General features: G+C 70.9%; 34 protein-coding genes. 30 read left to right on the forward strand and 4 right to left on the reverse strand.

The genetic code is table 11. From position 1 onward, the window contains the following. The first annotated feature begins 7 nt into the window (after nucleotides 1–7). The 20 genes from OHV05_RS15385 (at nucleotide 8) to OHV05_RS15480 (ending at nucleotide 15,437) form a co-directional block, all read left to right on the forward strand. Nucleotides 8–2,248: a phage minor capsid protein gene (locus OHV05_RS15385; RefSeq protein ID WP_405018165.1), complete on the forward strand. Its 2,241-nt coding sequence runs from the start codon at nucleotides 8–10 to the stop codon at nucleotides 2,246–2,248. A gap of 11 nt (nucleotides 2,249–2,259) precedes the next feature. Further along, nucleotides 2,260–2,430 carry an Rmf/CrpP fold protein gene (locus OHV05_RS15390; RefSeq protein ID WP_405018166.1) on the forward strand — a complete coding sequence of 57 codons (171 nt, stop codon included), beginning with the start codon at nucleotides 2,260–2,262 and terminating at the stop codon, nucleotides 2,428–2,430. A 97-nt stretch (nucleotides 2,431–2,527) separates the two neighbouring features. Further along, a complete protein-coding gene (locus OHV05_RS15395; protein ID WP_405018167.1) occupies nucleotides 2,528–3,229 on the forward strand; it encodes a hypothetical protein in 702 nt (233 codons plus the stop codon). A gap of 22 nt (nucleotides 3,230–3,251) precedes the next feature. After that, nucleotides 3,252–4,262, forward strand: a complete 1,011-nt coding sequence (locus OHV05_RS15400) for a major capsid protein (RefSeq protein ID WP_405018168.1) — start codon at nucleotides 3,252–3,254, stop codon at nucleotides 4,260–4,262. Next, entirely contained in the window at nucleotides 4,262–4,471 is a 210-nt protein-coding gene (locus OHV05_RS15405; protein WP_405018169.1) for a hypothetical protein, read from the forward strand. The genes OHV05_RS15400 and OHV05_RS15405 overlap by 1 nt, the downstream gene beginning before the upstream one ends. Before the next feature lie 21 nt (nucleotides 4,472–4,492). Next, nucleotides 4,493–4,885 carry a hypothetical protein gene (locus tag OHV05_RS15410; protein WP_405018170.1) on the forward strand — a complete coding sequence of 131 codons (393 nt, stop codon included), beginning with the start codon at nucleotides 4,493–4,495 and terminating at the stop codon, nucleotides 4,883–4,885. Continuing rightward, complete coding sequence (locus OHV05_RS15415) at nucleotides 4,882–5,202, forward strand: hypothetical protein (RefSeq protein ID WP_405018171.1); 321 nt, start codon at nucleotides 4,882–4,884, stop codon at nucleotides 5,200–5,202. The genes OHV05_RS15410 and OHV05_RS15415 overlap by 4 nt, the downstream gene beginning before the upstream one ends. Beyond that, nucleotides 5,193–5,555 (forward strand): hypothetical protein, encoded by a 363-nt coding sequence (locus OHV05_RS15420; protein ID WP_405018172.1) that lies wholly within the window; start codon nucleotides 5,193–5,195, stop codon nucleotides 5,553–5,555. The genes OHV05_RS15415 and OHV05_RS15420 overlap by 10 nt, the downstream gene beginning before the upstream one ends. Beyond that, entirely contained in the window at nucleotides 5,548–5,967 is a 420-nt protein-coding gene (locus OHV05_RS15425; RefSeq protein WP_405018173.1) for a minor capsid protein, read from the forward strand. Before OHV05_RS15420 ends, OHV05_RS15425 begins: the two co-directional genes overlap by 8 nt. Before the next feature lie 11 nt (nucleotides 5,968–5,978). Then, nucleotides 5,979–6,470: a phage tail tube protein gene (locus tag OHV05_RS15430; protein ID WP_405018174.1), complete on the forward strand. Its 492-nt coding sequence runs from the start codon at nucleotides 5,979–5,981 to the stop codon at nucleotides 6,468–6,470. After that, nucleotides 6,467–6,967 carry a hypothetical protein gene (locus OHV05_RS15435; RefSeq protein WP_405018175.1) on the forward strand — a complete coding sequence of 167 codons (501 nt, stop codon included), beginning with the start codon at nucleotides 6,467–6,469 and terminating at the stop codon, nucleotides 6,965–6,967. Before OHV05_RS15430 ends, OHV05_RS15435 begins: the two co-directional genes overlap by 4 nt. An 86-nt stretch (nucleotides 6,968–7,053) precedes the next feature. Further along, on the forward strand, nucleotides 7,054–7,176 hold the full coding sequence (locus tag OHV05_RS15440) for a hypothetical protein (RefSeq protein WP_405018176.1): 123 nt from the start codon (nucleotides 7,054–7,056) through the stop codon (nucleotides 7,174–7,176). A gap of 29 nt (nucleotides 7,177–7,205) precedes the next feature. Beyond that, on the forward strand, nucleotides 7,206–9,650 hold the full coding sequence (locus OHV05_RS15445; RefSeq protein WP_405018177.1) for a phage tail tape measure protein: 2,445 nt from the start codon (nucleotides 7,206–7,208) through the stop codon (nucleotides 9,648–9,650). A gap of 1 nt (nucleotide 9,651) precedes the next feature. Beyond that, nucleotides 9,652–10,983, forward strand: a complete 1,332-nt coding sequence (locus tag OHV05_RS15450; protein WP_405018178.1) for a hypothetical protein — start codon at nucleotides 9,652–9,654, stop codon at nucleotides 10,981–10,983. Between the two features lie 13 nt (nucleotides 10,984–10,996). Continuing rightward, nucleotides 10,997–12,145, forward strand: a complete 1,149-nt coding sequence (locus OHV05_RS15455) for a hypothetical protein (RefSeq protein WP_405018179.1) — start codon at nucleotides 10,997–10,999, stop codon at nucleotides 12,143–12,145. A gap of 24 nt (nucleotides 12,146–12,169) precedes the next feature. Further along, entirely contained in the window at nucleotides 12,170–13,282 is a 1,113-nt protein-coding gene (locus tag OHV05_RS15460) for a hypothetical protein (RefSeq protein ID WP_405018180.1), read from the forward strand. After that, nucleotides 13,283–14,008 carry a hypothetical protein gene (locus tag OHV05_RS15465; protein ID WP_405018181.1) on the forward strand — a complete coding sequence of 242 codons (726 nt, stop codon included), beginning with the start codon at nucleotides 13,283–13,285 and terminating at the stop codon, nucleotides 14,006–14,008. A 79-nt stretch (nucleotides 14,009–14,087) separates the two neighbouring features. Continuing rightward, a complete protein-coding gene (locus OHV05_RS15470; RefSeq protein WP_405021472.1) occupies nucleotides 14,088–14,849 on the forward strand; it encodes an N-acetylmuramoyl-L-alanine amidase in 762 nt (253 codons plus the stop codon). Nucleotides 14,850–14,877: 28 nt separating this feature from the next. Next, a complete protein-coding gene (locus OHV05_RS15475; RefSeq protein ID WP_405018182.1) occupies nucleotides 14,878–15,117 on the forward strand; it encodes a hypothetical protein in 240 nt (79 codons plus the stop codon). After that, complete coding sequence (locus tag OHV05_RS15480) at nucleotides 15,114–15,437, forward strand: hypothetical protein (protein WP_405018183.1); 324 nt, start codon at nucleotides 15,114–15,116, stop codon at nucleotides 15,435–15,437. Before OHV05_RS15475 ends, OHV05_RS15480 begins: the two co-directional genes overlap by 4 nt. A gap of 173 nt (nucleotides 15,438–15,610) precedes the next feature. On the opposite strand, the gene OHV05_RS15485 is transcribed toward OHV05_RS15480, so the two are convergent. Genes OHV05_RS15485 through OHV05_RS15495 form a run of 3 tightly spaced genes read right to left on the reverse strand, consistent with a single transcriptional unit; the run spans nucleotide 15,611 to nucleotide 16,593 of the window. Next, nucleotides 15,611–15,859 carry a hypothetical protein gene (locus tag OHV05_RS15485; protein ID WP_405018184.1) on the reverse strand — a complete coding sequence of 83 codons (249 nt, stop codon included), beginning with the start codon at nucleotides 15,857–15,859 and terminating at the stop codon, nucleotides 15,611–15,613. Beyond that, nucleotides 15,856–16,143: a hypothetical protein gene (locus OHV05_RS15490; RefSeq protein ID WP_405018185.1), complete on the reverse strand. Its 288-nt coding sequence runs from the start codon at nucleotides 16,141–16,143 to the stop codon at nucleotides 15,856–15,858. Before OHV05_RS15490 ends, OHV05_RS15485 begins: the two co-directional genes overlap by 4 nt. 42 nt (nucleotides 16,144–16,185) lie before the next feature. Further along, a complete protein-coding gene (locus tag OHV05_RS15495) occupies nucleotides 16,186–16,593 on the reverse strand; it encodes an ATP-binding protein (RefSeq protein WP_405018186.1) in 408 nt (135 codons plus the stop codon). Between the two features lie 295 nt (nucleotides 16,594–16,888). On the opposite strand from OHV05_RS15495, the gene OHV05_RS15500 reads away from it, so the two are divergent. The 10 genes from OHV05_RS15500 (at nucleotide 16,889) to OHV05_RS15545 (ending at nucleotide 24,257) form a co-directional block, all read left to right on the forward strand. After that, a complete protein-coding gene (locus tag OHV05_RS15500) occupies nucleotides 16,889–17,755 on the forward strand; it encodes a helix-turn-helix domain-containing protein (RefSeq protein ID WP_405018187.1) in 867 nt (288 codons plus the stop codon). 5 nt (nucleotides 17,756–17,760) lie between these two features. Then, a complete protein-coding gene (locus tag OHV05_RS15505) occupies nucleotides 17,761–17,961 on the forward strand; it encodes a DUF397 domain-containing protein (RefSeq protein WP_405018188.1) in 201 nt (66 codons plus the stop codon). A 146-nt stretch (nucleotides 17,962–18,107) separates the two neighbouring features. Then, a complete protein-coding gene (locus tag OHV05_RS15510; RefSeq protein ID WP_405018189.1) occupies nucleotides 18,108–18,500 on the forward strand; it encodes a hypothetical protein in 393 nt (130 codons plus the stop codon). Nucleotides 18,501–18,632: 132 nt separating this feature from the next. Beyond that, a complete protein-coding gene (locus tag OHV05_RS15515) occupies nucleotides 18,633–18,881 on the forward strand; it encodes a DUF397 domain-containing protein (protein WP_405018190.1) in 249 nt (82 codons plus the stop codon). An 83-nt stretch (nucleotides 18,882–18,964) separates the two neighbouring features. Continuing rightward, a complete protein-coding gene (locus OHV05_RS15520; RefSeq protein ID WP_405018191.1) occupies nucleotides 18,965–19,810 on the forward strand; it encodes a JmjC domain-containing protein in 846 nt (281 codons plus the stop codon). Between the two features lie 360 nt (nucleotides 19,811–20,170). Next, entirely contained in the window at nucleotides 20,171–20,425 is a 255-nt protein-coding gene (locus OHV05_RS15525; protein ID WP_405018192.1) for a hypothetical protein, read from the forward strand. A gap of 125 nt (nucleotides 20,426–20,550) precedes the next feature. Beyond that, the gene (gene tgmA / locus OHV05_RS15530; RefSeq protein WP_405018193.1) at nucleotides 20,551–20,835 is read left to right on the forward strand and encodes a putative ATP-grasp-modified RiPP; all 285 of its coding nucleotides are present in this window, start codon (nucleotides 20,551–20,553) and stop codon (nucleotides 20,833–20,835) included. Continuing rightward, nucleotides 20,835–21,803, forward strand: a complete 969-nt coding sequence (tgmB, locus tag OHV05_RS15535) for an ATP-grasp ribosomal peptide maturase (protein ID WP_405018194.1) — start codon at nucleotides 20,835–20,837, stop codon at nucleotides 21,801–21,803. The genes tgmA and tgmB overlap by 1 nt, the downstream gene beginning before the upstream one ends. Next, on the forward strand, nucleotides 21,800–22,942 hold the full coding sequence (tgmC, locus tag OHV05_RS15540; RefSeq protein ID WP_405018195.1) for an ATP-grasp peptide maturase system methyltransferase: 1,143 nt from the start codon (nucleotides 21,800–21,802) through the stop codon (nucleotides 22,940–22,942). The genes tgmB and tgmC overlap by 4 nt, the downstream gene beginning before the upstream one ends. Before the next feature lie 187 nt (nucleotides 22,943–23,129). After that, complete coding sequence (locus OHV05_RS15545) at nucleotides 23,130–24,257, forward strand: MDR family MFS transporter (RefSeq protein ID WP_405021473.1); 1,128 nt, start codon at nucleotides 23,130–23,132, stop codon at nucleotides 24,255–24,257. Here OHV05_RS15545 and OHV05_RS15550 read toward each other — a convergent pair. Further along, nucleotides 24,254–24,781, reverse strand: a complete 528-nt coding sequence (locus tag OHV05_RS15550) for a YbjN domain-containing protein (protein ID WP_405018196.1) — start codon at nucleotides 24,779–24,781, stop codon at nucleotides 24,254–24,256. The genes OHV05_RS15545 and OHV05_RS15550 overlap by 4 nt on opposite strands. Nucleotides 24,782–24,822 lie beyond the last annotated feature (41 nt).

Below are 24,822 nucleotides of genomic sequence, written 5' to 3' on the forward strand. Positions count from 1 at the left end.
AGCACCGGTGCCCGTCTCCCCGTGGATGGCCGAGGACCTGTCCACGAGCGTGCGGGACCTGTACGCCGATGCCGAGCAGCGGCTGCTCGGCATCGTCGCCCGCCAACTGGCCGACGGGTTCGAGGCCCCCGGGTGGGCCGTCGCCAAGCTTGCTGACGTGCAGCCCCTGCGGCGCGCGGCGCAGGGGGTCGTCGACGCGCTCGCCACCGCCGGCGAGCTGGCTGTGTTCGACGCCGTCGCCGAGGCGTACAACCGGGGCGCGGTCACCGGGTTGGCCGAGCTCGGCGCGCTCTCGGACGAGGACGCCGCCCGCATCGCCACCTCGACCCCGGCCACCCGCGCGGTCGACCGGCTCGCCGCCGAGACGATCGAGCTGGTGACCGCCACCCATCGGGGCATCCTGCGCGGCGTCGAGGACGGATACCGGCAGGTCGTCGCCGAGATCAGCGCCACCCCGCTACTCGGCATCGACACCCGCCGCCAGGCTTCACAGCGCGCCATGGAGCGGTTCGCCGACCGGGGCGTCAAAAGCTTCGTTGACCGCTCCGGCCGTGCCTGGCGCATGTCCAGCTACGCCGAGATGGCCGTACGGACGTCCGTCGGACGGGCCGCCGTCGAGGGCCAGGCCGACCGGCTGCGCGCCGCCGGCCGCGACCTGGTCATCGTCTCCAACGCCCCCCGTGAGTGCCCGCTCTGCCGACGCTGGGAGGGCAAACTCCTCTCCCTCGACGGGCCGCCCGGGCGCCGCGAGGTGCAGGTCGAGCACGCCACCGAGGACGGCCGGATGCTCCGGGTGTGGGTGGCCGGAAGCGTCGACGAGGCGCGCCGCGCTGGACTCCAACACCCCAACTGCCGTCACAGTCTGTCCGCCTACACCCCTGGCGTCACGTCCCTGATTCCGCCCATGCGATCCGACGGGGCCGGCTACGAGGCCGGCCAACGCCAGCGCGCGATCGAACGCAAGATCCGCCAGCAGAAGGACCGAGCGAGCGCCTCCATGACCCCGGAGGGCAAGCGGCTCGCCGAGCAGCGCGTGCGGCAGCGGCAGAAGGAGCTACGCGACCACCTGCAGCGCCACCCGGAGTTGAAGCGCTTGCGCTACCGCGAGCGGCCCGGGGCCGGCAACCTTCCCGAGCCGCGCCGGCCGCTCGATGCGGATGCGGTCGAGGCCGCCAAGGTGCGGGCCGGTGACGGCCGGACGCCGGCGGAGATGAGCGACGAGCAGCTCGGCGCCGCGCTGCGGCACGGCACCCTCGACGAGCGCGACCGCGCCAAGGTGCAGGCCGAGGCAGACCGGCGGGACGAGCAGCACCTGCTCGACCGCGTCCGCCCCGGCGGCAAGCTGGTCGAGGACCTGACCGGGTTCGGCGACGACGAGCTCGCCCGCACGCTGCCCCTGGTGGGCGACGAGCAGGTGCTGCGGATCGCGGCCGAGATGGACCGGCGCGACCTCGACGCCGCGCTGCCCGGCGCCCGGGCGGACCTGATCGCCCTCTCTGAACGGCAGCTCGCCGAACGGGCCCGGCACGCGCAAGGGTCCGAGCTCGCCGAGCTCGCCGCCGAAGCGGACCGCAGGCAACTGCTGGCCGAGGTTCTCCCCGGGGGCCGGCTGCTGCCGGACCTGTCCGACATCGCCGACGACGTGCTCGGCTGGGCCCTGCGCTACACCCGCCCCGACGAAACGGAGCGGATCGCCGCCGAGCTCGACCGCCGCCACCCCATCACCCCGCCGCCCGCGCACAGCGGGCACGGGGTCGAGGCGATGGTCGCCGACCGGGCCGCCCTCGACCAGGCGCTCACCCCCGTGCCGGACCCGGACGACTGGGTGCACCTGCAGCCCTGGCGCTCTGAGTTCGACGATCACCCGTACGAGCACCTGACCGCCGCCGAGCGATGGCTCGCCGACCGGGAGGCCGCCGATCTCGCCAACCGGGGCGCGTACTCGCGCGAGCAGGTGAGGGAGATGTACGGGGATCACATCTACCGGCAGTGGCTCGACGCCGAGGAGTGGTGCCGTGGCGTGCTGCTCACCCGCAAGGCCGAGCTGTCCGGCGTCGACCCCCGATCGCTGTTCACCGGGCCGGCGCACATCGCCTACGCCCGGGCGTCCGAGGAGCTGCGCCGGTACTGGGCCGACGTCTCCCCGCGCGTCACCCTCGCGGAGTTCACGGAGCAGCTCACCGGCGTTCGCTCGGCCGCCGCCGACACCGCCCGCGCGAGCGCCAACGACCGCGCCAACAAGTTCTAGGGGGTGGGGCGTTGGGATTCCGTGAGGCTGCCGTGCGCGCCGTGCAGAGCGGTCGGCAGGCCGCCCTCGACGGGCAGCCGGTCACCGCCTGCCCGCACCCGCGCGAGTCTCTCCTGCGGACTGCTTGGCTGCTCGGCTACCGCCAGGGCAGCGACCCCGACCTGATCAACGAGAGCAGCTAACTCGGCCACCACGTAGGCCACTTGCAGGGCCCGCACCCCGACCCCGGGGGCGGGCCCTTTCCCATTTCCCGCACCCCGCACGAAGGGCCCACCAGCCATGCCCGAAACCCCGCTCCCCGTCCACCCCCGAACCGGCCTGCAGGCCGTTGGTCTGCGGCGCGACGGCCGCCCGATCTGGCCCATCCTGGGCGGCTCCGGAGAAGGCGACCCGATCGGAGTACCCGCCCCCACCGGCGGCGACCCCACCACCCCGACGGCCCCGCCGATCCCGCCCGCCGCGCCGCCGGTCGAGCAGGGCCCGAGCGCCGAGCAGCTCACCGCCGCGCAGGCGCAGGCCACCGAAGCAGCGGCCGAACGCGACCGGCTGCAGGCCGCCCTCGACTCGATCAGCCAGGCACTCAACCCCGACACCGCCAACGGCGGGCAGGCCGATCCGGCGCAGCTCGCCGCGCAGGTGGCCGACCGCGACCGACAGCTCGCCGAGCTCGGCGACCAGCTGCGAACCGCGCGGGTCGAGCTCGCCGCGCACCAGGCCGCGATCACCGCCGGCGCCCGCCCCGACCGCCTGCTCAACAGCCGCGCGTTCTCCGCCGCGCTGGCCCAACTAGACCTGGGCGACGCGAAGTTCGGCGAGCAGCTCGGCGCCGCGATCACTGCCGCAGTCGAGGCCGACCCCGACCTCTACCGCGCCGGCCCGACCCCGCCCGCCCGCAGTGGCGGCGAGTTCCGGGGCGCACCCCAGACCACAACCCGCCCGGCGTCGCTGTCCGACGCCATCGCCGCCCGTCTCGGCGGCTGAACTCCCTTAGGAGGTACGCCCTATGGCGATCACCCTTGCCGACGCGCGGCTCAACACGCAGGACGACGTGTCCCTGCAGGTCATCGACGAGTTTCGGAAGTCCTCGTGGCTGCTCGACAACATGACCTTTGACAACTCGGTCAACCCGGCCGGCGCCGGCGCGACCCTCACCTACGGGTACACCCGGCTCGTGCAGGAACGTTCCGCCTCGTTCCGAAAGCTGAACACCGAGTACCCCAAGGGTCAGGCCAAGCGCCAGCGGTACACCGTCGACCTGGCCCCGCTCGGCGGAGCGTTCGAGATCGACCGCACGATCGCGAACATCGGCCCCGCAGCGTCCGCCGAAGTGGCGTTCCAGATGGACCAGACGATCAAGAGCGCGAACGCGTTCTTCTCCGACCAGGTCATCAACGGGGAGAGGATCACCACCCCCGGCCAAGAGGAAGGGTTCGACGGCCTCGACAAGGCACTCGCCGGAAGCTCAACCGAGATGGGCGCCGGTGCCTCCCTCGACTGGACCGGCACCGCTCTGGGCACCGACGCCGCCAAGCTGCACACGGCGCTCGACGTGCTCGACGAGTTCCTGTCCCTGCTCGACGGCACCGCATCCGCCCTGTTCGGCAACCGCAAGACGATCGCGCGGATTCGCTCCCTGGCACGTCGGGCCGGCTACTACACCCGCAGCGAAAACTCGTTCGGTCAGACCGTCGAGTCGTACAACGGTGTGCCGTTCGTCGACCTGGGCGCGGTCGCCGGCAGCTCCAACCCGGTGATCCCGATCGAGTCCCGCGACGTCGACGGCGCCGGAGCAGGCGGCACCATCACCGGCCTAACCGACCTGTACGCGATCCGCTTGGGTCTCGACGGATTCCACGGGGTGTCGACCACAGGCGACGCGATCGTGCGTCAGTGGCTGCCGGACTTCACCACCGCCGGCGCGCTCAAGGTGGGTGAGGTAGAGCTCGGCCCCGTGGCCGTCGCGCTCAAGGCCACCCGAGCCGCCGCCGTCCTGCGGAACATCAAGGTGCAGTGATGCAGTATTCGATCACCGCGCCGCACGGCGGGACCGGGGTCGTGGCCGGCGTCGCCTTCACCGACGGGCACGCCACCGCCACCGACCCCGGGCCCGGTGCCCTGCTGTACTTCCGGCGACGTGGCTACGACGTCGAGCTGCTCGACGACACCCCCGCCGAGCTGACCCCGCCGGCCCCTGCGAAGGGCCGGACCACCCGCACCAAGTAACTCGGTTGGGGGTGAGCGGAGTTGACCCCCGCCTACGCCACCCCCGCGCAACTCGCCGAGTGGACCGGCCAACCGGCCCCGCCCGGGGCCGAGCGGCTGCTCGCCCGAGCGTCCGAAGACGTCGACTCGGCGCTGCTGCACGCCGTCTACCCCGTCGACTCCACCGGCGCCCCCACCGACCCCGCGCACGTGGCCGCGCTGGTCGCTGCCACGTGCGCGCAGGTCGAGTACCAGCTCGCCGCCGGAGACGACGGCACCGGCGCCGCGTCCCGCTGGCAGTCCGTGAGCGCCGGTTCGATCTCCCTGTCGACGTCCGCCCCGGCCCCGGCCGGCGGCGCGGTCGATCTCGCCCCCCGTGCCCGCCGCGCCCTGCAGCGAGCCGGCCTGACCGGATGGGGGGTCGAGTCAGGGTGACCAGAATTCCCGGGTGGCTGCTGCGCCACCGCATCACCATCGAGCCGTACCTCGGTGACTCCGCCTACGGCCCGACCTACGGCCCGGAGCAGACCGGGGTGCCCGCCCTGGTCGCCGAGTCGATCCGGCTCGCCCGCGCCCCCGACGGCCGACAGACCGTCAGCACCGCGCAGGTACTGCTCGCCCCCGGCACCACTGTCCCGACCGGCTCGCGGATCACCCTCCCGTCCGGTCGGACCACGGTGCCCATCTCCGTGGCCACGCTCGACGCCCCGGGCCTGCCCGTGCCCGCCCACGTAGAGGTGGTGTGCGAGTGAGTCCCCAACGTGGCCGTCTCACCTGGTCCGGCGACGCCGTACTGCGGGCCGAGCGAGCAGGGGCTGCGGCCGGTCTGCGGGCCGCCGCCGAGCACGTCCTGCAGCGGTCCCGGCAGCGCGTGCCGATCGAGGAGGGAACCCTCGAACGCTCCGGCGTGGCGTCCGTTGACGAGCAGCAGCTCGCCGCCGCCGTCTCCTACGACACGCCTTACGCCGTCAGGGTGCACGAGGACATGACCGCCCAGCACGACGCCGGCCGCTCCGCGAAGTACCTCGAACAGCCGTTGCTCGACGAGGCCGGGACGGTCGCGCACATCATCGCCGCAGCCGTCCGACGGTCGCTGCGTGGCTGACCTGCTCGACTCGCTCGCCCGCCACCTGCAGGCCGCCGGCCTGCTGACCTACGACCCCGCCGGCACGAGCGGCGACACGTTCGTCGAGACGCTGCCCCAACTACCCGACCGGGCCGTGCAGCTCACCCTCTACGGAGCCGGCGAACCCGACCCGCTGAACGGGTGGGACGAGCGGTCGCTGCAGGTCCGGGTGCGCGGCACCGCCGACCCCCGGATCTCCCGTGCCCGTGCGGAAGCGATCTTCTCCGCCCTTCACGGGCTCGCCGGTGTCGAACTGCCCGGGGGGCTGTGGCTGGTGCTGTGCGTCGCACAGCAGACCCCCTACCCGCTCGGCGTCGACAGCGCCGGCCGCCATGAGCACGTGCTGAATCTCCGCCTCGACGTCGAGGCCGCCACCAACCGCCCTACCTAGGAGGTGAGTTCGTGGCGAGCGCCACAACTCCACGCCCGATCGACGCCCGAGGGTGGCTGATCGAAGTACAAGACCTGACCGCCACCCCCGAGACGTGGCTCCGTCTCGGTCTGTTGACCTCGTTCACCCACGCCCCCGGAGAGTCCGAAGAGACCGAAGACACCACCTCGTTCGACGACGAGGGGTTCGCGTCGCAGGACGTGATGCAGCGCGGCGCCACCCTGTCCGTCGAGTCGAGGTTCGCCGCTGACAAGGTTGGCAAGCAGGACGCCGCGCAGGCGTACGTCGACAACGTGTGGGCCTACCGGCTCGGCGCCGACTCCCACAACCCCGTCAGGTGGCGCCACCGCTCCCAGACCACATGGGTGGTCTGGGACGCCACGGTCACCCCGGGCGAGCAGGGCGGCGAGACCAACGCCAAGACATCGTGGTCGGCGACGATCACCCGCAGCGGCAAGCCCACCACCGCCCCCGTCACCCCACCGGCCGGGGGTGGCTCGTGAGCGACACCTACCTCGACGACGTCGACCAGGCCGAGCCCGAACTCGCCCCGGACGTCGCCGACTTCGACGCCTTTTTCGCCGAGCAGGACACCGCCCGACCCCGCGCCGAGCTCGTCCTCTACAGCCGGCGCTACACCCTCCCCGACTCGCTGCCACTCATGTTCACACTGCAGATGGAACGGCTGCAGAGCTCGGAGGACCCCGACGACGTCCGCGCGATCCTGCGGACCCTGGTCGGTGTCGACGCCCTCGACCACTGGGCCGAGCAGGGGATGACCGACCGGCAGCTCGGCGTCGTGCTGATCTGGGCCGCCGCCAACGTCCGCACCCCCGGCTCCGTCTCCATGGCACGCGCGTCCGAGCTGCACGACCAGCAGTCCACCGCCAAGGCACAGGGAAAAGCCCAAGCGGCGCCGGCCCCGCAGAACCGGGAGCAGCGCCGCGCGAAGCAGGGGACGAAGCGGAAGCAGCCGGGGGGCTCTGGACGGCGGTCCTGACGCACTGGGCCGCCGTCGAGTCCGATCTCGCCCGCACCTACCACCTGAGTGCCGAGCAGGTCGCCGGCCTGTCCGAGCGGCGGTTCGTGGTGCTGCTCGGCGGCCTCGACGAGCACTCCCGGTTCCGGGAGTTGTGGGCCCGCACGCCGCGCGTGGTGGACGACCCGGCCGATATTGCCGCGATCACCGGAGTGCCCGCCGGCCCGTAGGCCCGTAGTACTGCCGAGGGGGTGAGCAGGTGACCCTCACGGTTGGCGAGCTGCTCGCCACGATCGACGTCGACGACTCCGGCGTCGAGCAGGGCCTGCGGCGCACCGAGAGTGGGATGCGCCGTACGGCCCGGGTGATCGTCGACGAGGCCGAGCACGGCGGACGGGAAGCCGGGCGCGAGCTCGGCGACGCGCTCGCCGACGGAGCCGAGCACGGAGGGAAGGAAGCCGGCTCGCGCGTCAGTGACGCACTGCGGGCCGTTCCCGGCCTGATCATCGGTGGCGCGATCGGCGGCGCCCTCATGGCCGGACTCGCCGAGGCGGTCCAGCAGGACAAGGGAACCGACCTACTCGCCGCCAAGCTCGGCGCCTCTCCCGAGCAGTCCAAGCAGCTCGGCCAGGCCGCCGGCGCGCTCTACTCGAAGGGCTACACCGAGAGCGTCGAGGCCGCCAACGAAGCTCTCCAGGGGTTGTGGCAGCAGGGGCTCGTACCTGCTGGCGCGACGTCCGAGGAGCTGACCCGGGTGGGCGGCCGGCTGCAGCAGGTCGCCGACATCCTCGGTGAGGACGTCGGCAAGGCCGCCGTCACCGCCGGAAAGATGCTCAAGACGGGCATGGCCAAATCCGCCGACGAGGCGTTCGACGTTCTCGTACGCGGTACTCAGCTCGGCGACAATGCGGCCGAGGATTTGCTCGACACCTTCAACGAATATCCCACTCAGTTTAGGGATTTGGGTGTCGACGCAAAGCAAGCGATGGGCCTTATCCATCAGGGATTGCAGGCCGGTGCGCGCGACGCGGATATCGTCGCCGACGCATTCAAAGAACTCAATATCAAGGTCAAGGACGGCAGCGCCGCGGAGGGGCTTAAGTCCATTGGTCTGAATGCCGAGCAGCTCGCCGTCGCGTTCACCAAGGGCGGGCCGGCGGCGAATGCTGCGCTTGACCAGATCATGGACCGGCTGCGCAAGGTCACCGACCCTGCGGAGCGCACTCGGCTTTCCGTTGCCCTTCTGGGCACGCAGGCCGAGGACCTTTCCCGCGCGCTTTTCTCGCTGGACCCCTCATCCGCTACGGCGGCCCTGGGCGCCGTCGACGGAGCGGCGGCCAAGGCCGGCGACACCATGCGCGACAACGCGTCGACCCGACTCACGGAGTTCACGCGGGGGCTGCAGCAGGGGCTCGTCGAGGTGCTCGGTTCCCGGGCCGTGCCCGCGCTGCTCGCGTTCGCCGACGGGCTCGGAACAGTGGGCGGGAAGCTCGCCACCGGCGCCAACTTCGTACGTGAGCACGGCACGGCGTTCTCCGTGGTCGCTGGCGTGATCACGCTGGTGATGCTGCCCACGCTGGTCAAGCTCGCTGTTCAAGCGGCCACCACCACGGCGAGCGTCGTCACCGGCTGGATCACCCAGAGCGCGGCGGCCGTCACCGGCGGCGCCTCGTTCCTGGCGACCAACGTCACCATCTTGGCCGGTTGGTTGGCGCAGGGTCTCGCCGCCGCAGGGGCGGCCGTGCGGGTGGTCGCCGCTTGGGTGCTCATGGGTACCCAGTCGCTTCTACAGGCCGCGCGGATGGCCGCCGCGTGGGTGCTCGCCATGGGCCCCGTCGGGTGGATCATCGCCGCCGTCGTCGCCCTGGTCGCGCTCGTCGTCGCCAACTGGGACACGATCCGCAGCGCGACCGCCGCCGCCTGGGAATGGATCTGGACCAAGATCAAGCAGGTGGCCGGATTCCTCGTCGATATCTTCATTAATTTCTCTCTCCCTGGATTGCTGATCAAGCACTGGGATTCCATCAAGAACGGCGCGTCGACCGCCTGGAATGCGGTCGTTGACTTCGTCAAGGCAATCCCTCAGCGGCTCGTCGACTTCTTCCTTAACTGGACCTTGGTCGGCTTGATCATCAGGCATTGGGACTCGATCCGAACCGGCGTGGCGGACAAGGCCGGCGCGCTGGTCGACTACGTCCGGGGGCTACCCGGGCGGATCGCCGACGGAATCGGGAATCTCGGCTCGCTCCTGATCGACAAGGGGCGCGATGTCGTGCGCGGGATCTGGGACGGAATTTCCGGCATGGGCGGGTGGCTGCGCGACAAGCTGATCAGCTTCGCCAAGTCGCAGATTCCCGGGCCGATCGCCAAGGCGTTGGGCATCCACTCGCCGTCACGGGTGCTCGCGCGCTCGGTCGGCCGGTGGATTCCGGCGGGCATCGTGTCCGGCATCGAGTCCGGTCAGCCTCAACTCGCTCGCACCATGCGCGAGTTGGTCGACATCCCGGACACCCCGGCACTGACCGCCGCTGTCCGGGTCGCCCCAACTGTGCAGCCCGCACTCGCCGTTGGCGGCTCGGACCCGTTCGGGCCGGCCGGCGGTGGGCCGCTGGTGAACATCGAGAACTGGCACGCCACCGCTGACCAGTCGCCCGACCAGACGGCCGCCGCGCTCGCGTGGCAGATGAAGGGTCGGGGGTGGTGACGTGGCGCCCGGCGACCGGGTCACCGCCCCCGGGCACATCCAGTTCGGCGACCTCCTGCTCGGCCCGGGAACGCCGTATCGCTGGCGCGAGCTACCGGGGTGGGAGGACTCCCCGGCCTACGACTCCGGCACCGCCAACCGGCCCTCCGCCCCCGGCGCCTACCCCGGTGAGCTGCTGCCACAGCCGCGCACGATCACCGTTGTCGGGATCACCATCCGCTCGACCCTTGCCCAACTCGGCGCCACAGTCGGCCGGTTCAAGGCCGGTACCACGCTGCGGCAGGACGAGCAGCCGCTCGTCGTCCACCTGGACGAGCGCGGGCCGCTGATGGTGTGGGCCCGGTGCCTGCGCCAGGGCGTACCGGTCACCAAGAGCTACCGCACCGGGACGATCACCGGCTGCGCGCTGCAGTTCGAGGCGACCGACCCGCGCCGGTACTCCCTCGACGAGCAGAGCGCCGAGACGTCTCTGCCGAGGGACGAGTCGGGCCTCGACTGGCATCTCGCCCCGGCCGGTCCGGTGCAGGTGCTGCCGCAGGCGCAGGCGGCCGGACAGGTCCCGCTCACCGCGTGGTGGGCCCTGCAGGGGCTCACGCTCGGCAGTTCCGGCGGCGCCGCCACGGTGATCGTCACGGCCGCCACCGGCGCCGAGACAGCACAGCTCGCGTGGGTCGGGCCGGACGGGCAGACCGAGTATTTCGCCGTCCGGCCCGGCGACTCGGTGACGTTCCGCTCGCTGCAGCTCCCCACCGGCGCGCGCGTCAGCGTCGAGTGGATCGACTCCGCCGGCGACTACGTCGATTCGTCGTACGGGGCCCTCGACCAGGTGACCGCCGTTGCCCCGGCCCGCTCCGCGTACGTGCGGCCGATCATGGAATGGTCAGCCGTCCCGAACCCGGCCACCGTGCCGATCGGGGCGTCGACGCTGACCGTTCCGAGTCCCTACGTCGAGAGTCTGCTCTCGCTGGACTACGGCACCGCCGGCTCGGCCGGCACCCTGACCGCCCGCAACGGCGGCGACGCCGACGCCCCCGCCCAACTGGCTTTCCGGGGGCCGGTATCGGGCCCGTCGTTGACCGACATGGGCAGTGGCCGGACCTGGTCCTACGACATCGAGCTCGGCCCGGGCGAGGAACTGCTCATCGACTCCGCCAACGGCACGGTCACGCTCGGCGGGGCTTCCCGGCTCGACACCGTCACCAACCTGAGCGCGCCCGAGCAGCTGCTCGTCGTCCGGCCCGGCGAGTCCGTGTTCGCGTTCCGGGCCGCGCCCGGGGCGCCCGTCGACCCGGCCGCCCGCGCAGTCCTGCGCTGGCGTCACGCCTACCTGTAAGGAGGCACTCCCCTTGACCGTGCGCGCCGCCTGGCTGCCACCGGCCGGCCAGACCCGGGCCGACACCCGCGCAGCCCCCACCGGCACCATGACCCCCGCCGGCCCCACCTCGACCGCCCCCGGCATCACCCCCGGCGGCAACCCGTTGAACCTCACCGGCACCGCCCCTCTGCAGGCAAGCCTCTCCGTCGGCCGCGCCGTCGTGCAGGGCACCCTCGTGCAGGGCGCCTACCCCGTCGCCGTGACCGAGCCGGAAGTGCTCACCTTCGCGCCCGGCTCCGCGCAGTGGGACCGCCTCGACCTAGTCGTGCTGCGCGTCTATGACCAGCTCTACGACCTGTCGGGCAAGAACATCGCGGCAGTCGAGATCGTCCCGGGCACGCCGGCCGCCTCACCGCAGCGACCGGCGACCCCGGCGTGCTCGCTGCCGCTGTGGCAGGTGCGCGTGCCCGTGGGCGCGTCCGTCGGCAACGGCGGCATCACCTGGGCATCGGCCTTGACCGATCTTCGCGTCTACACCGTGGCGGTCGGAGGGGTCCGCCCCGACGCGAGCACCGACCCCGGCGCCTACATCGGGCAGTACCGCGACACCGGCGCCCGGATCGAACGCTGGTCCGGCTCGGCATGGGTCGGTTACCCGGCCGCGCTCGGCGGGATCGCCCCGGGCACCCTGGCGTCCGGCTCGTACGCCGGCCAGTACCGCGACAGTGCCACCGGCCCCGAACGCTGGTCCGGAACGGCGTGGGTGCCGCTCGGCGCGTGGACCGCCTTCACTCCCGTGTGGACGGCCAGCACCACCAACCCCATTCTCGGCAACGGGACACTGGTCGGCCGGTACACCCGGGTCGGGAAGACCATCACCTACGCCGGCACCCTGCGCACCGGCAGCACCACCAACGGCGGCGCCGGTATCTGGAACATGTCGCTACCCGTGCAGGCCGCCAACAACGGCGTCATCACGCAGGGCGCGGCGAGCTTCGCGCAGCTCGGCAATAACAACTGGCTGACGGTGGCGGCCGTCCCGCCGAGCGGCACCGCCCTGGGGTTCACCGCCAAGACCAACGCGAGCGCCGGCTCGGCGGACAACGTGTCGAATTTGGTCCCCGTGGCGACCGGCAACAACATCGTCTTGGGCTGGACCGTCACCTACGAGTGCGTGTGACGGTGCAAGGGGGTGGGTGTCTCCATGCTCACCCCGACCCCCTTGTACACCCCGTACCGGGTGCTGATCTGCGACCTACGATCCGACCAACTGCTCGACGTCCTACCCCTGTGGGACGTCACGTTCGACGAGTACCTCGGTAAGACAGGGGCGCTCTCGGCGGCCGTGCGGATCACCGACCGGCAGCTCGCCGCCCGGGCCCGGGAATCCCTGGTGCCCGGGCGTACCGCCCTGTGGGTCGAGCGCGGCGGCGACCTGTGGTGGGGCGGCATCCTGTGGACCACCAACCGCGCCAGCGACCCGCGCGGGTACTCCACCCTGAACCTGCAGGCCGCCACCTGGGACAGCTACCTCGCGCGCCGGATGCTCTACGACTCCCAACTCGCGACGCAGCTCGATCAGTTCGACATCGTCCGCAACCTGGTCGACTACTGCGCGGCACTGCCGGGCGGCGACATCGGCATCGAGCACACCACCAACACGAGCGGCACCCTGCGGGACCGGACGTACTCGCGGTTCGACCTGCCGATCGTGCGGGACCTGATCGACCAACTCGCCAAGGTCGAGGGTGGGTTCGAGTGGCGGATCGCCTCCGTTCGTGACCCGGCCGGGCGCAGGGTCAAGCAACTGCAGCTCGGTTCCCCGGTCATCCGGTCCGGTGCCCGCGACATCGTGCTCACCCACCCCGGGCCGGTCCTGTCCTACTCCTGGCCCACCGACGCCACCGGACAGGCCAACGCCTGGCAGAGCAGGGGTTCCTCGACCAACCGCAACCAGACCGCAGCCAGTACGCCGCTCATGTCGCATCCGGTCGTCAACGCCGCCGACGTCGAGGCCGGTTGGCCCCGGCTCGACGGCAGCTCGGACTACACCACCGTTGAGCAGCAGGCCACCCTCGACGCGCACGCCCGAGCCGATGCCGCTGCCCGGCTGCGGCCGGCCGCCATGCCCGAGGTCACCGTGCGTCTCGACGGCTCGATCACTCCCGCGCTGCTCGGCGCCACCGCCCGACTGCGGATCACCGATCTGTGGTGGCCCGAGGGCATGAACAGCCGGCACCGCATCGTCGGCTGGTCCGTCACTCCACCCCAACGAGGTCGACCCGAATCGGCCCGACTGCTTTTGGAGGCTTCCTAGTTGGCCGCGATTCCGCAGGACCTGCTCGACCGCATCCGCGACCTTGAGCGGCAGGTGCGAGAGATCGCCGGCCGAGGGCAGACCCGGCCCCCGTCCGACCAGATCCAGCACGGCCGCGTCGTCATCGCCGAGGGCGGCACCCTGACCGTCCAGGACGGCGACGGAACCGACGTGCTGCACATCGGCGGCATCTCCCCCGCACACCCCGACGGCAGCCCGCAGTACGGCCTACTCGTCCGGCGTGAGGATGGCTCGCTGGCCATGTCCGTGTGGAGCGGCGGGCCCGAGCCGCAGGGCGTCGACATCTACGACTCGCGCGGCAACACGATCTTCTCCGAGGACCGGGTCGCCGGCGGACTCGCCCGCCCCTGGCTGCACACCCCGCTCTACCCGACCAACGACACCAACCTCTACGCCTGGACCGACCAGGGCAGCCCCAACGAGCTGTGGACCGGCGCGCACATCCGCCTGCACCCCAAGCTCAACGTCACCGGCTACCTGCAGGCCGACGCCGGAACCGTCGGCCGCTGCCAGGTCTACATCGACGGCAACCCCTGGGGCGCCGTCCACCAGACCAACGGCGGATGGGACTTCTGGGCCGACGGTCCGACCGTCTGCCCCGGCGAGTACATGCAGGGCGTGAGCGTGGAAATCCGGGCCTGGCGCGTATCCGGCACCGGCCGCGTGCGCGTCTGCCCGGTCGCCGTCGTCGGCTCCCAGTCCTAACCCACCCCACCACTTCCCCGCCCCCGTGCCGCACCGGCCCGGGGGCTTTCCCATGTCCGGAGGAACCTCCTTGTCCCGTATGCCCAACGCCGTCTGGCGCCCCGTCATCAACCGCACCCCGGGCGGCCGAACCGAGCAGCGCGGCCTCGTCCTGCACGTACAGGCCGACGACACCAGCCCGTTCGGGTGGTTCAACCAGAGCGGCAGCCAGGCCAGTTCGGATTTCTGGGTCAGCCGCACCGGCGTGATCGAGCAGTACGTCGAGACCGGCAGCGACCGCGCGTGGGCGCAGGGCGCAGGCAACAGCGCGTACGCGAGCGTCGAGACCGAGGGCACCCCCGACCAGCCGCTCACCGAGCAGCAGGTCGAGGGCGTCGCCCGGATCTACGCCTGGGGCGCCGAGCTCTGGGGCTGGCCCCTGCGCGTCGTCGACTCCACCACCGAGCGCGGCCTCACCTTCCACGGGGCCGGCGGCCGTGCGTGGGGCGGACACCCCGACTGCCCCGGCGAGATCCGCAAGGCGCAGCGCGGCCGGATCATCGCCCGGGCCGCCGAGCTGCTCAACACCCCCACCCCGCCCGTCACCCCGCCGCCCGTGCCGAGCTTCCCGGCCTGGCCCGGCCGGTACATCTCCCTGCGCTCCCCGTACCTGCGCGGCGACGACGTCCGGCAGTGGCAGCAGCGGATGCGTGACCGGGGGTGGTCGCTGGACGTCGACGGCGTGTTCGGCCCCGCCAGTGCCCGTGTGGCCCGGGCCTTTCAGTCCGAGAAGGGGCTCGACGCCGACGCGATCATCGGGCCCGCCACCTGGTCCGCCGCGTGGACCGCACCCCGAACCTGACCACCAACTCACAGACGGAGGAACCACCTTGACCGACACCACCCGCCGCACCGTCCGCACCGCCCTGCAGACCGTGCTCGGCCTGCTCGCCGCGCTCCCCCTGCTCGTCTCCACCGCCGGCATCCCCGACACCCTGCCGGGCGTCGCCCTGGCGCTCACCGTGGCCACTGCGGTCACGCGCGTGATGGCCCTGCCCGTCGTCGAGGCCCTGCTCCCGGCCTGGCTGCGCACCCCCGCCCCGGACAGTGAGGAGGACACCGCCGAGTGACCCCCGCCGGCCACCTCGACGCACTGCTGCTGTGGTGCGGCGCCATCGCCACCGTAGGCGCGGCGGCCGGCCTGCTCTGGCGTCTCACCCGCTCCGCCCGCCAGCTCGCCAGCAAGGTCGAGGACTTCGTCGACGACTGGACCGGCACCACCGGACGGCCTGGAGTGCCCGCCCGCCCGGGCGTCATGAGCAGGCTCTGCGCCATCGAGGACGCTCTCGCCAAGGTCGAGCACGAGCTGCACCCAAACTCGGGCAGCTCGCTCCGTGACGCCGTCGACCGCGTCGACCACCGAACCCGCCACCTCGACACCCCCCTGTAGATAGACAGTGATGCGCCCCCGTACCGGCACCGATGCCGGTACGGGGGCATTTCGTCGTTGTAGCGCGCGTCGTTCTTCTGCGGCGTCCCTCCCGCGCCAGGAGGGACGCCTCGCGGCCGGAGTGGGGTCTCGTCCGCCTACCGCCCCGGGCTACCTACGGTGGGGCGGAAGTCTCACAGACTGGCGTCAGCTAACGGCCGGTCCGCCATCACCGGCCGGTAGGTCGGCCAACGGTGGGTCATCAGGGGCCCCGAGGAGACCGGCCGCGCCGAGTCGGGCAGCGCGTACGGCTGCCGACCGCCCGCACGCTCCCGGGCCTCGTAGTCGTCGGTGCCATGAGTGACCGCAGCGCCGAGCACAGCACCCGCCCCCATCGCGCACAGCACCAGCAGGAACAGCTCGACCGCCAGCACCCAACTCACTTCGCACCCCCGGAGCCGCTCGTCAGCACCGTTCCGTCGGTCAGCCGGTATCCCAGCCACACCGCACCGTCACGGGTCACCATGTCCGCCTGATCGCGGGTGAGTTCAAGGTGCAGCATGTCGCCCGGCTGCAGGCGCACCTCCCTCTCAACCCGCGCCGCCACTCGGACCGCCGAACCGAGCGGGAACACCAGCTCGACATCACTCGCCGCCGTTGCGGCTATACGCGGGGGCCTGCCACTCTGGCTCATCTCAACCACACTTCCCAGCACTTGAATGCCCATCAATTGACTTACAGCGCAGCGCCATTGGCTGCGTGTTCGCTGCTACGCCGCAGCGATGAGCGCCCACACCGCTTTTCCGCGCTGTCCGATTTCCTCGACGCCCCACTCGTCCGCAAGCGCCTGAACCAGAGCCATGCCGCGCCCGCTCTCCTCCTGGCCGTTCTCCACCTGTACGGTCGGCCGGCGCGTCGAGGGGTCCGTCACAACGATGAACAACTGTCCGTCGTACAGATCCAAAATCACGGAGGGAGCACCCCCGTGCCGGATGGCGTTGGTGAGCAGTTCGGTAAGCAGGGAGCACGGCGCGTCCGAGTTGAGGCCGATCACGGCGAGCGCATCGCGCAACAAGTGCCGGACGGCCGCGACCGCATGGGGATGGGGAGGCGGCGCCAAGTCGAAGCGGAATTCAGCGAAACCGACGTCCGGCGGGCGCACCAAAGGAATCAGCATGTACGGATCTCCAGTCTCCTGGGGTGTAGGTGCTCGGAGCGACCCATCTCGCCGTGGCGTGCCCCTTCTGGTGCTCACGCGGGCAGGCACCGGCTACCTGCCCGCGATCCGGGGTGCACTTCGGAACAACTGACGGCCCATCACCGAGCGGCGCGACGCCAACCGTACGGCATGAGGGGCAAATCTTGCTACCGTTTCGGGAGACAGCCTCTCAATGGTGCGCTGGCCCCCATCCGGGTGGACCTGCTCCGGCGGCGCGCGGCACACTGGCTTGCACCTACCAAGGAAGGGCCGCATGCCACCCCGCCTGTCACCCACAGTCCGTCAGCAGCGTGTCGGCCTTGAGCTGCGCAAGATGCGCGAGCATGCGGGCATGACCCCGGGCGCCATGGCAGCGGCGTTGGGGATCGAGCCTCCCAAGGTCTCCCAAATGGAGTCCGGGAAGTCGGGTATCAGCGTGCCCCGCCTGCACTCATGGGCTTCCGCCAGCAAGTGCAGCAATGAGGCCCTTATCGGCGCTCTTGCTGTCATGGTGCAAGATCGTGGCAAGCGGTGGTTTGACGAGTACCGGGGCAGGCTTCCGGCCGGATTCCTGGATATCGCAGAGATGGAACACTACGCCAACAAGGACGAGGGCCAGGGGATCACCTCCTGGGGTACTACCTACGTCCCCGGGCTCGCCCAAACGATCCGCTATTCCGAGGCAGTTTTCGCTCGAATCAGGCCCCCGCTACCCCGCCATGACCTTGAATCTCGAACGGCTTTCCGCGTGCGGCGGCAGGTGGCCGTGCTCGACGGCATGCCTTACACGATGTTGATTCATGAGGCCGCTCTGCGCATGCAGTTCGGCGGGCCGATCGTGCTGCGCGAACAGCTTGGCAGCATCCTCGACGACTCCGAACGCCCGAACGTGACAGTGCAGGCGATCCCGTTTGACGTTGACACCTTCCCTGGCGCCGGCGAAAACCTGTGCATCGCGGCAGGGGGCGTACCCGAGCTCGACACGGTTCAAATCGACCTGACGCAAGGTCCTCAGTTCATCCATGCCGAATCCGAGCTGCGCACCTACCGGGCAATGTTTGCCGACGTGCGAGAAATTGCACTCTCGCCCCAAGCGTCCCGTGACTTTATCCTCCGCATCATGAAAGAACTGAAGGGCTAGACAGCATGAACGAGTGGCAGCGGTCTACGGACACCGGGAATTCGAATGAGTGCGTGGAGGCCAGATTCGGTAACGACGGGTCGGTCGAGGTTCGCGAATCCGACGATCCGGATATCGTCATTCGCACGACCCCCCGCAAGTGGGCGAAGTTCCTTCTTGGCGCAAAGCGCGGGGAGTTTGACCACCTCGGCGACTTCTCCGACTGACCCGCCCCAACACGAGCAGCCCCTCACCCCACCGAGTGAGGGGCTGCTCCGATTTTGGGAGCACTCTTGCTCCATCACGCACGGTAGGTCTACCGTAACCGCCAAGCGCAGCCAGTCAGGCGGCCGACGTGATGTGGGGCAGAGCCATGTCTACGGTGGGTGTAGTTCAAGGCGTATCCGGTACGGCCCTTGGCCTGTACTCCGGGCCGGTTGTCGTCGAGCTTGACGGCCTGGCTGAGTTGACTGTCTGCCCGGATCTGCCCGCCGCACTCGCGACCGGGGCGCAGTGGCTGGACGCCCTCCCGCTTGAGCCGCAGGCCCGGGCGTTCCTCGACACCTTTCTCACGGCCGACTCGGTCGCCGAACACCTCGACCGGTGCGGGCTCACGGCCGCGCTGGTCTTCATCGGGTGCGATGCGCACCGGCTGCGCATACGGCCCTTGCAAGTCGTTCCGGCGCGTCAGCTTCCACCGCCGTACGGCACCGCCACCGGCCGCCGGAGTCACCCCGCGACAACCGCGCCGCAGGCCATCCCCTAGCTCGCCCTGGGCCCACCCAAGACGCACGGTGCACGTTCGCCGTGCGCGGGTGAGTGCTGCCCTGGCGCGCGCCCCCTTGTTCTCCGGTTCGCCGTCCGGCGGGCCGGCCGCCCTCCGAAGGGAGAAGGCACCATGAGCAACGCCGTTGAGGTCTTGAACTACAACCCGCCCGCGTTCCCCGACCTGTCGTGGATCAAGTCGGACAAGTCCAACGTCAACCAGCTCGACGACAGCATCGGCTTCGCGTTGATGGCCGACGGGAACATCGCGATCGGCATCACGACGGACGAGAGCCAGACGCCGATCGTCTCGACCCCGACCAAGCTCCGGGCGATGATCGCGGGCGCCAAGGACGGGCAGTTCGACCACCTCGTCGCCTAGGTCCCCCACCAGCCGGGGTGTCTGCGGCGGCGCGCAGCCGCAGACACCCCGCCCCTGATTCTGTTGCGCGCTCTGGAGCTGTCATGTCCGTTCTCGACCAACTCGTCGACACCCCGCGCGAGTTCCTCGACGCCTGGCCCGCCGGCCCGGTGCTCTACCCGCGCCACCTCGACAAGCTCGCCGCAATGTTCAACCGCGACGCCGCTCGGCGCATCGTCGCCGATCCCGCGCTGCGGCCCGTCGAGCTCGGCATGGTTCACCGTGGTGCTCCTGCCGCGATCCCCCCGGACGCCGACCACCGCACCCACACCCTTGTACTCAACGGCTTACACCTCACGTGGCCGCCTCTGCGCGAGGCAGCGCGGGTACTCTCCTCCGAGCTCGGCCACCCGGTCACCGCAAACGCGTACCTGACACCCCCCAACTCCGAGGGCTACGGGCCGCATTGGGACACGCATCACGTGCTGCTCGCGCAGGTCGAGGGCGCCAAGCACTGGCACCTGCACCCGCCGATCGTCGACGACCCGCTCGACCGCCACCGCTGGACCGCCGTCGGCTTCACCCCCGAGCAGCTCGCCGACGTCCACACCAACGCGATCCCCGTCACCCTCCGGGCCGGCGAAGTACTGTTCATCCCGCGCGGGTGGGTCCACTACGGTCACACCACCGACGCGCCGTCCGCGCACATCACGTTCGGCGTGCAACTTCTGACCCGGCACTGGGTGCTGCAGCAGGTGCTCGACGCCGCCGCCGAGCGTCCCGAGCTCCGTGCCGCGCTCCCGCCTGGTCTCAGCGGACACCCCGTCGAGTCCATCGTCGAGGACACCAGAACCGCCGTCCTGGCCTTCCTCGCAGAGCTCGACCCCGTACAGGCCGGCGCCCCCATCCACCGCCGCCAGCAGCTCGCCGTGCTCGGAGTCACCTCCTGACCGGCAGGCACTCGTCCAAACGAGGCCGACACCGCCGCGCCTGCTACTGGTGCAAGACCAAGGCGCCGGACCTACGCGATCTCGACACCGGCCACGTCTGGTGCAGCGGCTGCGCCACCGACACCGTCTATGCCGGCGACCCGATCGACCATTACGTCGAACTCACCGACGGAGCAGCGGAGTACACGCGGACGCTGCTGACCCGGTTCCCCCGCCGCGACCCGCCCCGCGCCACCCCTTGAACTCCGGCCGCCCTGCCGCTTCTCCCCTCACGGCAGGGCGGCCGGCACCACCGCCGCCCGCCGCCGCCCCACCGTCCGCACCGGCTACCAATCAACCGCACCGCAAGAAAGGGCAGTTGTGCCCACCATCACCCCGGCCACACTCGAATGGGCCGACGCCAAGCGGCTCGCACACGCTTTGGGCATGGCCGAGTTCCACGCAGCAGCACGCCGAGCCGGTCGGATACGACTCGATGACCGGCTCACGCAGGCCATACGAGAGGCGTACATGTCCGGCGCGAACGACACACTGCTCGCCGGCCGAACGGAAATGACAGCGGACCTACTCCACACGTTCGCCAACAACCAGCCCGGCCGGCCCTTGCGGCTGTAGACCACCGCGAACACCTGCTCCGGCTAGCCGAGTTGGAACCACGACAAGCCGGGGCGGGCTTGAACGCCCCCACCCCCGTGGGGGAAGGTCATCCCAACGGACAGTCCACGCAGAGGAGTCGCACGATGACACCGCGAAACCCCTTGGCCCCCTGGGGCACCACCCGCATGGCGCCGTACGCCGAAACTGCGCCCGTGCCCGCGCTCACCCCCTTGATCGACCCCGAAACGCAGATCGCCGTCATCGTGGACGAACACGGCCGCACGGTCGAGCTCGGCACCCACGGGACCAGCACCAGCGGCGTGACGCCCACCAGCACCGGGGGCGGCGACGGCAAGGGCCCGGGCCAGACCGCACCCAGCGACGCTGACTCGCACGAGTCCTATGACCAGGACCAGAGCAGTAGCTGATGACCGACCAAAGCGGGTCGGTGCTGGTGCTGACCAACGATCACGACGTGACCGCCGACGTGGTGCTGCGCATCCTCGCGGAGCGCCACGTGCCGGTGGTCCGGCTCGACCCCGGCACCGACCTGCACACGGATGCCGCGCTGATCGCCACGTACCGCACCGGCGACCAGCGCGGCACCCTGCGCACCCCAAGCCGTGAGCTCGACCTCACCCGCGTTCGGTCCGTCTGGTCGCGCCGTCCCTCCCCCTACGAGGGGCCGGCCGATCTCGACGGGCAGGAGCGACGGTTCGCCGCCTCTCAGTCCTTCTGGGGAGCAGGCGGCATCCTGGCGTCCCTCCCCGGGGCGCACTACGTCAACCACCCGTGGAGCAACCGAGCGGCCGAGTACAAGCCTGCCCAGCTCTCCGCTGCCCAGCACTGCGGCCTCTCGGTCCCCAGCACGCTGATTACCAACGACCCTGCAGAAGCACGCGAGTTCGTGAGCTGGCAGGCCAGCAGCGTCGTCTACAAGCCGTTGTGGAACACCCCCTACAAGGGGACCGACGGCAAATCACAGCAGGTGTGGGTACGGGAAGTTCGCGGGCACGAGATCACCGACGCCGTGGCCACCTGCCCACATCTGTTCCAAGCCAGGGTGGAGAAGGCGTTCGACGTCCGGGTTACGGCCGTCGGCGACAAGCTGTTCGGCACCCGGATTGACAGTCCCGATCTGGACTGGCGCAAGCGGCAGGCCCTCATGCGGTGCGCCCCCATCGACGTGCCCGAACCGGTCGCGCGCGCCGTGGTCGCCTACCTCGACCGGTTCCGGCTCGTGTTCGGCGCGTTCGACTTCGCCGTCACGGCCGACGGTGCTTGGTTCTTCCTTGAGTGCAACCCCAACGGACAGTGGGCATGGCAACCCGACTCGGTCACCGACTCGGTCGCCCACGCCATCGCTGACCAACTCCAGAAAGGCCAGGACGCATGACCCGATCCGCTGAACTGCGCGCCGCCATGGTCGACCAGCTCGACGCCGGAGGGACGTTCACCGATCCCGCGTGGCGCAAGGCGGCCGAAGCGGTTCCCCGAGAGCTGTTCGTCGGGTCCTACTTCGCACCGGTGCCCGACAGCTCCCCCACCGCCTACCGGGGCGTGCACGCCCACGATGCCGGATGGCTGGAAGGGATCTACACCGACCAGACCCTGATCACCCAGTTCGACGGCACCACCCGCCCGACCGACACCGGCAACGAGCACGTGAGCGGCGTTCCGAGCTCGTCCTCGACCCTGCCCTCGCTCGTCCTGGACATGTGGCAGCAGGTCGACGCCCAACCCGGTGACCGCGTAATCGAGATCGGCATGGGCACCGGCTACTCGACCGCGCTCGGTGCACACCGGCTCGGCGATAGCAACATCACCACCATCGAGTACGACCCCGTCGTCGCGGCAGCAGCCAGCGCGGCCCTGCAGGCGGCCGGCTACCGGCCCCGGGTGATCGTCGGCGACGGACTGCGCGGCGACCCCGACGGTGGCCAGTACGACCGGCTGATCGCCACCTGCGCGGTCCGGTACATCCCCCTGCCGTGGCTGTACCAGGTGAAGCCGGGCGGCAAGATCCTCGTCACTCTCTCCGGTTGGTCTCTCGCCTACGGTCTCGCCCTGCTGACCGTCACCGACCCCGGCCGCGCCACCGGCCGGTTCCTGCCCGGGTGGACATCCTTCATGGTCGCCCGGCCGCACGACCGGCCCCCGCGCCAGAGCCTGAACCTGTTGCCCGGTGACGAGCGTCCGACCCGGATCGACCCGGAGATCATCAGCACGTGGACCGGCGGTTGGGTTGCCCAGCTCGCCGCCCCCTCCGCCGAGCGGATGGGTATGGGCGCCTCACAGATTCTCTCCGACGTCTCCACCGGCTCACAGGCCCGAACGGCGCCGCACCCCGACGGGGGGTGGACCGTCATTCAGCGCGGTCCGCTCCGACTCTGGGACCAGGTCGAGCAGGCCGTCGAGGAGTGGCAGAAGGCCGGTGAGCCCCACCAAGAGGCATTCGGAATCACCATCTCGGACACCGGCCAACGGGTGTGGATCAGCACCGAGAACGGCCCCGGCTGGAACCTCCCCGTCTGACCTACCCGAGCGAGCACGAGCTGAGCCCCTGCTGTCCCCCGGGCCGCAGGGGCTCAGCTCGTTCACCCTGCAAGGGCACGCCGGGATGTTTTCGCACGTCAACGCAGGTGGATTGGCCGACTCCCCGGAAACGCTCAACCGGCCGCAGGATCGCGACTACCATACGGTCTAACGAAGTGTTACCTTCCTGGCGCTCTACCTCACCGTCGACCGGGGCTACTCGGCGGCGTACGCGGGTCTGGTCGCCTCGCTGTTCAGCCTCGGCTCGGCGATCGCGGCGGTCGGCGGCGGCGTGCTGACCGACCGGATCGGGCGGCGGCCGACCCTGCTCGCGGCGCAGCTCGGCACCGGCGTCAGCGTGGCGGTGCTCGGCTTCACCGACGGGCCGGTGGCGATCGCCTCGATGGTCTTCCTGGTCGGACTGGCCAGCAACGCCTCCCGGCCGGCCATCTCGGCGATCATCGCCGACCTGGTGCCCGCCGAGGACCGGGTGCGGGCGTACTCCTTGAACTACTGGGCGGTCAACATCGGCTTCGGCGTCTCGACGGCCGCCGCCGGGGTGATCGCCTCGGGCGGCTATCTGACGCTCTTCCTGCTGGACGCGCTGAGCACCCTGCTCTGCGCGGTGCTGGTCTTCGTGAAGATCCCGGAGACCAGGCCGGCCGTCAGCTCCGCCGAGCGTGCCGAGCCTGCGGTGCACCTCGGCACGGTGTTCACCGACCGCCGGTTCATGGCCGTGGTCGGGATCAACCTGCTGCTCGCCCTGGTCGCCCAGCAGGGCAGCACCACGCTGGCCGTGGACATGGGACTGGCCGGGATCACCGCCACCCAGTACGGCCTGGTGATCAGCCTGAACGGCCTGCTGATCGTGCTGCTCCAGCTCCCGCTGACCCGCCTCATGCAGGGCCGGAACCGGACCGGGCTGCTGCTGGCCAGCGCCCTGCTGATCGGCTGGGGCTTCGGGCTGACCATGTTCGCGGGCTCGTCGGTCTGGTTCTTCGCCCTCACGGTCGCGGTCTGGACGATCGGCGAGATCATGAACGCGCCGACCATGACGGCGCTGGTCGCCGAGCTGGCCCCGGCCCGGGCCCGGGGGCGCTACCAGGGCGTGTACTCGCTGTCCTGGTCGCTCGCGATGTTCGTCGGCCCGGTCGGCGGCGCGCTGCTGCTCCAGTACGGCGGCGGCGTGGCGGCCTGGGGCACCTGCGCGCTCCTCGGCACGGCGGCCGCGGGCGGCTTCCTGCTGCTCGGCCGTCGGACACCGGCCGAGCCGGTGCCGGTGGTGGCGGCGGAACCGGCCCGGGCCGGCGTCTAGTCGGTCTCCGGCCGCTCGTCGACCGGACCGGCCAGGTGGGTGAAGGCCGCCAGGTTGCCGGTGGACTCGCCGCGCTTGGTGCGCCACGCCCACTCGCGCCGGATCGCGGTCGCGAACCCCAGCTCCAGCAGGGTGTTGAAGGGCTCGTCGGCCCCCTGCAGCACGGTGCCGAGCAGCCGGTCCACCACGTCGGTGCTGAGCCCCTCCAGCGGCAGCCGGCCCGCCAGGTAGACGTCACCGAGCGCGTCGATCGCGTACGCGACCCCGAACAGCTTGGTGTTGCGCTCCAGCAGCCAGCGGTACACCGCCTCGTGGTTCTCGTCCGGGCGACGGACCACGAAGGCGTTCACCGACAGGGTGTGGTCGCCGACCCGGAGCGCGCACGGGGTGGCCAGCTTGCGCGTCCCGGGCAGCGTCGCGACCAGCGTGTACGGATCGGTCGCGGCGGGCTCCCAGGCCACGCCCGCCTCGTCCAGCGCGGTCCGGAGCAGCCCGAGGGCGTCGTCCTTGGTACGGATTGCCATGGGGGAGACGTTACTCGGCGGTACCGGGGCCCGGCGTGCTG

Origin of the sequence: Kitasatospora sp. NBC_00070 (assembly GCF_045041205.1) — a bacterium.
Taxonomy (GTDB): domain Bacteria; phylum Actinomycetota; class Actinomycetes; order Streptomycetales; family Streptomycetaceae; genus Kitasatospora.